Annotated in this window: 7 protein-coding genes; 1 reads left to right on the top strand and 6 read right to left on the bottom strand. The window is 56.1% G+C overall.

Going from position 1 to position 7,577, the window contains the following annotated elements; translation table 11 throughout:
- The 5 genes from NUV55_RS09765 to NUV55_RS09745 form a co-directional block, all read right to left on the bottom strand.
- A partial coding sequence (locus NUV55_RS09765) for a type II secretion system protein (RefSeq protein WP_296672483.1) occupies positions 1 to 255 on the bottom strand: 255 nt, incomplete at its 3' end.
- Positions 256 to 343: 88 nt separating this feature from the next.
- Positions 344 to 910: a prepilin-type N-terminal cleavage/methylation domain-containing protein gene (locus NUV55_RS09760; RefSeq protein WP_296672481.1), complete on the bottom strand. Its 567-nt coding sequence runs from the start codon at positions 908 to 910 to the stop codon at positions 344 to 346.
- Positions 911 to 1,011: 101 nt separating this feature from the next.
- Complete coding sequence (locus tag NUV55_RS09755) at positions 1,012 to 2,241, bottom strand: type II secretion system F family protein (protein ID WP_296672480.1); 1,230 nt, start codon at positions 2,239 to 2,241, stop codon at positions 1,012 to 1,014.
- Between the two features lie 38 nt (positions 2,242 to 2,279).
- Positions 2,280 to 4,001, bottom strand: coding sequence for a GspE/PulE family protein (locus NUV55_RS09750; protein WP_296672478.1), 1,722 nt, complete (start codon positions 3,999 to 4,001; stop codon positions 2,280 to 2,282).
- Positions 4,002 to 4,232: 231 nt separating this feature from the next.
- Positions 4,233 to 6,155: an O-antigen ligase family protein gene (locus NUV55_RS09745; protein WP_296672475.1), complete on the bottom strand. Its 1,923-nt coding sequence runs from the start codon at positions 6,153 to 6,155 to the stop codon at positions 4,233 to 4,235.
- Positions 6,156 to 6,266: 111 nt separating this feature from the next.
- Between NUV55_RS09745 and trmL the strand changes: the two genes are divergently transcribed.
- Complete coding sequence (gene trmL, locus NUV55_RS09740; protein WP_296672473.1) at positions 6,267 to 6,731, top strand: tRNA (uridine(34)/cytosine(34)/5-carboxymethylaminomethyluridine(34)-2'-O)-methyltransferase TrmL; 465 nt, start codon at positions 6,267 to 6,269, stop codon at positions 6,729 to 6,731.
- 95 nt (positions 6,732 to 6,826) lie between these two features.
- Here trmL and NUV55_RS09735 read toward each other — a convergent pair.
- Positions 6,827 to 7,577, bottom strand: a 751-nt coding sequence (locus tag NUV55_RS09735) for a transposase (RefSeq protein ID WP_296672471.1), incomplete at its 5' end; no start/stop codon positions are given.

Genomic DNA, 7,577 nt, shown 5'->3' with positions numbered 1-7,577 from the left:
GCCGGATGTGGTGACAATGACGGTCGTGCCGTCCATGTTAACTGACGTGGCACCGCTGCTGCCGGTAACCAGCCATTGCGCCCGGGCGAGTGAGGCAGCCGAACGCAGACCACCTGCAACACCATTAACACTTGCTTCACGCGCATCTGCGGTGATATTGATGAACCGCGGCAGGGCCGTGGCCGCCAACAGGCCGAGGATAACAATGACGATGACCAATTCGACGAGAGTGAAACCGCTTTGCTGTTTAGACATACTTTTCTCCTGAGTCACAAATAAAATTGCTTTACTGCATTCTGGCGGCCGGTTAATCACCCGCTGCCTTCACCGCTCCGTCCCGGTTTCAGTTCCGGGACCAGGAATACTTTTCCACGGGATTCAGGCGCATACCTTCAATCGCATCTTTGCCCTGATCAAATACACCGTTCCCGTTCCTGTCACTATAGACCAACCTCACGGCGAACCTCGCGCGGGGAGGGTTGGCCTGGCCGCCGACAAAAAAACCCTTGTTGCGGACCAGATAGACCAGCGTCTTGTCACGCTTGTCGAAATACCAGTTGCCGTCCTCGAGCTTCGCCGGGTCGACCCCGTCCAGCTCGCCCAGATAGTTGTGCGGCGTTTCCGCCAGCAGGGCCATCGGGTTGCTGCCCTCGAAGGCCGGAAGATCCTTAACCTTCGATTTCACAATACTTTCTGCAACCTTCATGCCAATAGCGCTGCGTAATGTCCCGGCCACGGTTTCCATCGTTACCCTTTCTGCATCCACCATCAGGGCCAGCAAACGCGAAATAGCCAACACCAGCAGCACCGAAATGATCACGATCACGATGACCAGTTCCAGCAGGGAAAAGCCGCCGTTACAATGCCTTATGCACCCCCGACCCTTCGGGTCCTGGCTTTTCCGGCTCACTGTCTGTTCCTTCCTGATGAAGCATGGCAGCCTATAAAAACAGTAGGTTAGGATTCCGGGCTTGTCCAGTTTCTGAGGACCGGCCATATGCCGCATTATGGCTAGCCTTTGCGCGCCACCTGGACCAGGTCCCACATTGGCAGGAACACGCCCAGCGCCAAAATGAACACCATGATGGACAGGAACACGATCAGAATCGGCTGGAGGGCGGTACTCAGGTTGGTGATGTCGTAATCCACCTCGCGGTCGTAATAATCCGCCACGTTGAACATAAGCTCGTCCACCGAACCGGTGTCCTCGCCCACGGAAATCATCTGGATCACCAGCGACGGGAACATGCCGGTGGCCGCGGCCGTGCGAGAAATGGTCTCCCCGCGCTCAACGCCATCGCGCATCTGCACGATGCGTTCGCTGATGTAATCGTTGTCCACGGCGCGACTGACGACCGTCATGCCCTGCACCAGCGGCACGCCGGACTTCATCATCACCGCCAACGCCCGGGAAAACCGCCCCAGCGTCGCCTTGTAAATCACCTTGCCGACCACCGGAATATCAAGTTTCATCTTGTGCCAGCGATAACGGCCTTCAGGGGTGCGGATATAGTAGCGAATAGCGAATATAGCCGTGATGATCGTCATCAAAATCACCGGCCAATAAGCCACGGTGAAGTTGGACGAAGCAATAAGAATCTTGGTTGCCCACGGAAGTTCGATTTTGAATCCGGCGTACACTTTGGCAAAGGTCGGAATGACAAAGAGATTGATAATGAACATCGCAATGAAAATAGCAGCGACAACGAAAATGGGGTAACGCGTCGCCGACTTGATGCGGTCGCGGGTGTCTTTTTCGCGCTCCAGATAAACCGTCATTTGCAGGAAAACTTCCTGCAAACTGCCCGTGGTCTCGCCCACTTGGACCATGTTCACGTACAGCGATGAGAACACCTGCGGATGTCGACGCATCGCGCTGGTAAGATCGAGACCCGTGTCGAGGCTTTCGCTAATGCCAATGATCACCTTGGCCAACGCGGGGTTCTGAGTGGATTCGCGCAACCCCCGCAGCGCCTGCATGATGGGCACACCGGCCTTGAGCAGGGTGTACATCTGGCGACTGAATAACGACAGGTCCGTCAGGGTGATGGGCGTACTCGCAGCCAGGCGCGCTTTGAGCGCACCAAGAATATCCTCACGCACCTGGGCAACACCGATGTCAATCGGAATGACACCGCTGTTCATCAGCTGCGCCGCGACGGCATCCGATGAAGCCGCCTCGAGATGTCCCCGAACCGCTTCACCGCGCTGATTGCGTCCCTTGTAATGAAATAACGCCATGAATGTAGCCCTACTTTAGGGTTAGTCTCGACATAGGACTATTCTTCCATCGAGAAGGTGGCGCGCATCACCTGATCCATGGTGGTCTGGCCCTGCGCAGCGAGGATGATGGCGCAGCGACGCAGTGTCTGGAACCCGGCCTGTTGTTTAGCGGCCGCTTCGAATTTTCCAGGATCTTTCTCGTGCAGGGCACCCACTAATGCGGCATCCATCTCCAGATATTCAAAAACGCCTATACGGCCCGAGTAACCGGTACCGTTGCAGTGGCTGCACCCGCGTCCACGCTTGAATTTGAGCTGGTCCGCCTTGTCACCGGCCTCGGCCCGAACGATGGCCATTTGCCCCGCCGATAATTCATGGGGCTCGGCACAGGATTCACAAATGCGTCGCAACAACCGCTGCGAAATAATGCCGCGCAGCGAAGCCGCGACCATGAAAGGTTGCACCCCCATGTCGGTAAGGCGCATCGCCGTCGAAACCGCGTCATTGGTATGCAAAGTTGAAAGTACGAGGTGGCCGGTCATGGCGGCGCGCAGACCGATTTCCGCCGTCTCCTGGTCACGCATTTCACCCACCAGAACAATGTCCGGGTCCTGGCGCAGCATGGACCGCAGCACACGGGCGAAGGTCAGCTCAATCCGGGTATTGACCTGGACCTGGTTAATGCCGGGCAGGCGGTATTCCACCGGATCCTCGACCGTCAGTATCTTGTATTCAGGTTTATTCAGTTCCTTGAGTGCCGCATACAGCGTCGTCGTTTTGCCGCTACCCGTCGGGCCCGTCACGAGCACCATGCCGTTGGGGTTGTGAATCAACCGGCGGAAACGCTCAAGGATATTTTTCGGCATGCCCACCTGCTCCAGGCTGAGCACACCACTGAACGGATTCAGCAAGCGCATCACCACAGACTCACCGAACTGAACCGGCAGGGTCGATACGCGCACATCGATGCTCTTGTCACGGATACGAACGTTAGTGCGACCGTCCTGCGGCAGACGCTTCTCCGAGATATCCAGATTCGCCATCAGCTTCACGCGTGACACCAGCGCATTGGCAATGCGCCGGTCCGCAATGGTCTGCACCCGCAATACGCCGTCGAGGCGGAAACGAATGCGCAGCTCCTTCTCGTCCGGCTCGATGTGAATGTCCGAGGCATTCACCTGCACCGCGTCCTCGAACATGCTTTGCAAAAGCTTGACGACCGGGGCATCGGTTAGGCCTTCGGCCTCGGCCAGCGCCGCCAAATCCACACCACCCTGGGCGGTCAACTCCTGCTGGAGTTCCTGTGCCAGATCGCTGATCTCTTCCGTGCGCCGATAAACGCGGTCAATGGTCTTGAGCAGTTCGGATTCCTTGACCACCGCGAAACGCAACGGGCGGCGCAGCACGCGCGACAGCTCGTCGTAGGCGAAAATATCGGTTGGGTCAGCCATGCCCACCAGCAGGCTCTCGCGGCTGTCTTCCAGCGCAATGGCACGGAAACGCCGGGCGTGCGTCTCGGGAATCAGGCGGACGACTTCGGGTTTGTAGTGATAACGCCGCAGATCGATATAAGGAATGTTGAGCTGCTGCGAGAGGAAAGTGAGAAGCTGATCCTCCGAGAGAAAACCATTCTCGACCAGCACGCGGCCCAGCTTGCGGCCACTCTTTTTCTGGTCAGCCAGGGCGGACTTGAGCTGCTCTTCCGAAATGATCTTGTTCGCAATCAGCAGGTCGCCGATGCGAATCTTTTTAGGCTTCATTTCGGTTATGGTTGCCATCACGATTCCCCGTCGGGGCCGCCCTCATCCAGGATATAAAACAGGCGGCCTAATATGCTGAAAATAATGAACTTAACTCCACTATAGTCGAAAAAACCGGCGTTCCCGGTTATCGACCAGCGCAAAGCCTGGCCCTCCCGATTCCAGGCGGGGGCCTCAATACCCTTGTATCTCTAGCAAATACCAAGCCATCTTTCAGGCCGGTAAAGGAAAATCGCGGTTTCCGGTTTTTCAGTATCCGCGGAGGTAATAACCGGCCGTGGTCATTTTCTCCAACTCCCTGACCCTGTCTTCGAGGATTCCGGCCTCCTCCAGTCTTCCAGCCTCCCGTCTGAGTTTGGCGGTCAGTGAATAGAAAGGAATCAGCTCTGGTCCGTTGAAATAGTCGTGTTTGACACCTTCATCCAGGCTTTGAAGCGCTTCCTCTTTCTTACCGGCTTGTAACAACAAGGAGACATAATCCATGCGCCCCTGGAACAGCCGGGGGTTCAGGGCCAAGGCACGCTGGAAGGATTCGGCGGCGAGCTCGTGCATGTTCTCGCCCGCGAGCGCCGGGTTTTGCTGGTAGAGCCGGCCGCGGATAACAAACGTCAATCCTCGCAGGGAATTGGCCTGCTGCGCCCGATCCAGAAACCGCACAGCATCATCATAAAGTGATTTTTTTCCGTCATCCGGTCCCGGCGGAAGCAAAGCGATGGCATGTCGGTATAAATCAGCATGCGCGATCAGCATGCGATCGTCCGAGGAAGTCAGGTGCTGTGCGTTGGCGAGGCTCTTGTCAGCCTCCTGCAGTTTTCCTTCCCGCGCCAACGAGAGCGCCTTGTCGTAATAGGAGTTGGCCATTCCCAAAGCAATAAAGTAGAGAACAGGCAGAAGAACAAGCAGCACAACGATCAGCGGGTATGCCTGCTTACCGACAAAGCGGGAAGGGCGCAGATGCCATGAAGATACCTTCAGCCCTCGGGTCGCCAGCTCATGAAAGCGCGCCATTACCAGGCCCGAAGTCATCATGATGGACAGGATATAGAGATTGAAATCCACCACGCTGTGACCGGCCACGGCCAGAAGCCCGCAAAAAAGACCAGTCATTTCGATGCGGGTATCACCACTCATGTTCGTCTTGCGCACGGCGCGAGCGAATAGCCATGTCGCTGCAACCAGTATTGACAACAGAAGAATCAAACCGGGTAGTCCGGTTTCAATCCAAATCTGGAGATAATCGTTGTGGGCGAAGAAGCCACCGGAACTATCTAATGGATTTCGGTACGCGGGATAAGCCAGATAAAAAAGTCCGAGGCCGATGCCCTGCCAAGGCGAAGCCTGCAACAGGTTCCAGGAAGATTCCCAGATTATGCGACGTGCCGAATCCTGCACCAGCTGGGGGAGGCGGGCTCCCAGCTCCCCATGCGATATCTTCGTCACCAGATAGGCCAACACCAGTAAACCGAACAGCAGAAAGACTGCGCGTTTTGGGACATACCGCATCGTCAGTGCAGCCAGCAGACTCAGACTGATGGCAAGACTCAGCGTCGCGCCCCGGCTTGCGGTTAAAAAAATGGATAAAAACAGAACAAACAGGACCGCCCCCAGCATGACGATTTGATGGCGGGTTATCTCCTTACCCAAGTTCATGCGCAGAAAATACGCCGAGGCCGGCAGCGCCACGAGATTGAGAAATGCCGCGTGTGTGTTACGCGTCTCGAAAACAGACCGTGCGTGCTGTTCCAGCACCAGCACCTGATAAATCCCCATCAACGCCAGCACTGTTCCTATCACCAACAGAATGGCAGCCACATGCGACCATAAAGCATCCCGGTTCGGCGTCAGGATATAAAGCCAGAACACCAACACCAAGCTCCCGACCCACCAGAAATTGATCACGCTGATGCTGGGGGCCAGACTCCAGGCAATAGACAGTGCAAGCCACAACCAGAACAGGGTAAGACACAGCGCCAGCGCTGTCTTGGGAATGCGCAGGCCTGATTCATGAGAATGCATGAAAATCCAGCCGAGCCAGATCACTAGCACAATCTGGGTTACGGCAAAGAATTCGATTTGCGGTCCCTTGAACAGCAGAGCCGGAAGTAGCGCGCAGATGAACAGTAATGAACTGGCATGGACCGCAGGCAAATTGGATGTTTTTTTTCTGATCACCGTTGTGTTCCTCCTTGAACGGGCAATTACGGGGCTGCGTGTTCCTTACCTACTTATATACAATCCGGGAAGGAACACCACCTTAATACCCGCACCATAGGCGGCAGAAACATGTTTCATGTCGTGCTCTATCAACCCGAGATTCCGCCTAACACCGGCAACATCATGCGTTTGTGCGCCAATACCGGCGCGCGTCTGCACCTGATCGAACCGCTCGGCTTCCGGCTGGAGGACAAGGAATTGCGGCGCGCGGGACTGGATTACCGCGAATGGGCCGAGGTAAGGACTCATCCGGATCTAGAAACATTTCTCAAAAGCGCAGATCCTCCGCGCCTGTTTGCCTTCTCGACCCGGGCGCGCCGACTCTATACAGAAACACAATACAAGGAAAATGACGCCCTGCTTTTCGGCCCTGAAACGCGAGGTATACCCCAGGAGTTGCTGGATTCACTTCCGGAAGAACACAAACTGCGGTTGCCGCTCCTGCCCAACAATCGCAGTTTAAATCTTTCCAATGCCGTGGCGGTGGTGGTTTACGAAGCCTGGCGGCAACAGGGGTTCAGCGGCGGAAAATAATTATTTATCTCCAGGCGAACGTAGTAGCGCGACATTTATTTCTAGTGGAGATAGCAGGGGAGATAAGGTCAGGTCTAGAAATATAAGTACATGCATCACGCCCCACCCCGATTTACGACTTTACTGATCGTGGTGTAATGCAACTCCAGTTTCCGGCCGATATCCGATAGTGAGTACCCATATTCACGATGAGCCTGGCGTATTACTCGATCACGCGCCACCTTGTCCTTGAAGACGCCCTCCGGGAACAGGGTCTTGAGGCTGGGGCGCGCCGCGAACCGTTGGCGGCGCGGGATTTCGGCGAGAGTTTCGGATTCTTTGAATTTGCGCGCCATTTTCTTCACAAACGCTTCGGACCCCAGCAGAATCTGCCCGGTGAGCCGGTCCCAAGGAGACGGCTGGCCGATACCCTCGGCGACGAATTGCCGGTAACGCTTCTCGGCGGTGCGGCGTTGCCGACCGAATTGACCGAGAAGCCCATCGCGGGTCAGTAATTCGGGGGCACCGGACAACCCCGCGGTGGCGCGATAGCTCGACCAGGCATGGTTGTTAGGTTGTTTGACCATCTTGGCGCGCACCGGGTTAAGCACGATATAGCGCGAGAGTTCCAGGAGATAGCTGTCCTTGTCCACGAGAATCGCCTTGAAGCGTCCCTGTAACACGTGCCCGACCCGTCCGTGGCGGCGGTTGAAGGTTTGGGTGTAGGTGCCGTTGAGCTGGCGCATGCCGACCGACAGATTGGCGTCCGGGGTCTCGATCAGGAGGTGGTAGTGATTGTCCATCAGACAGTAGGCGTGGCATAGCCAGTGACACTGTTTGATGACTTTACCCAGAATCCCCAGGAAA

This window comes from Sulfuricaulis sp. (assembly GCF_024653915.1).
Classification (GTDB): Bacteria; Pseudomonadota; Gammaproteobacteria; order Acidiferrobacterales; family Sulfurifustaceae; genus Sulfuricaulis.
The sequence above is the reverse complement of the archived record's forward strand: the minus strand, read 5'-3'. Positions and strand labels throughout refer to the sequence as shown.

Excerpts from the sequence above, each read along its gene's own strand:
- NUV55_RS09755 (WP_296672480.1), bottom strand. The coding sequence starts at position 2,241 with ATGGCGTTATTTCATTACAAGGGACGCAATCAGCGCGGTGAAGCGGTT.
- NUV55_RS09750 (WP_296672478.1), bottom strand. The coding sequence starts at position 4,001 with ATGGCAACCATAACCGAAATGAAGCCTAAAAAGATTCGCATCGGCGAC.
- trmL (WP_296672473.1), top strand. The coding sequence starts at position 6,267 with ATGTTTCATGTCGTGCTCTATCAACCCGAGATTCCGCCTAACACCGGC.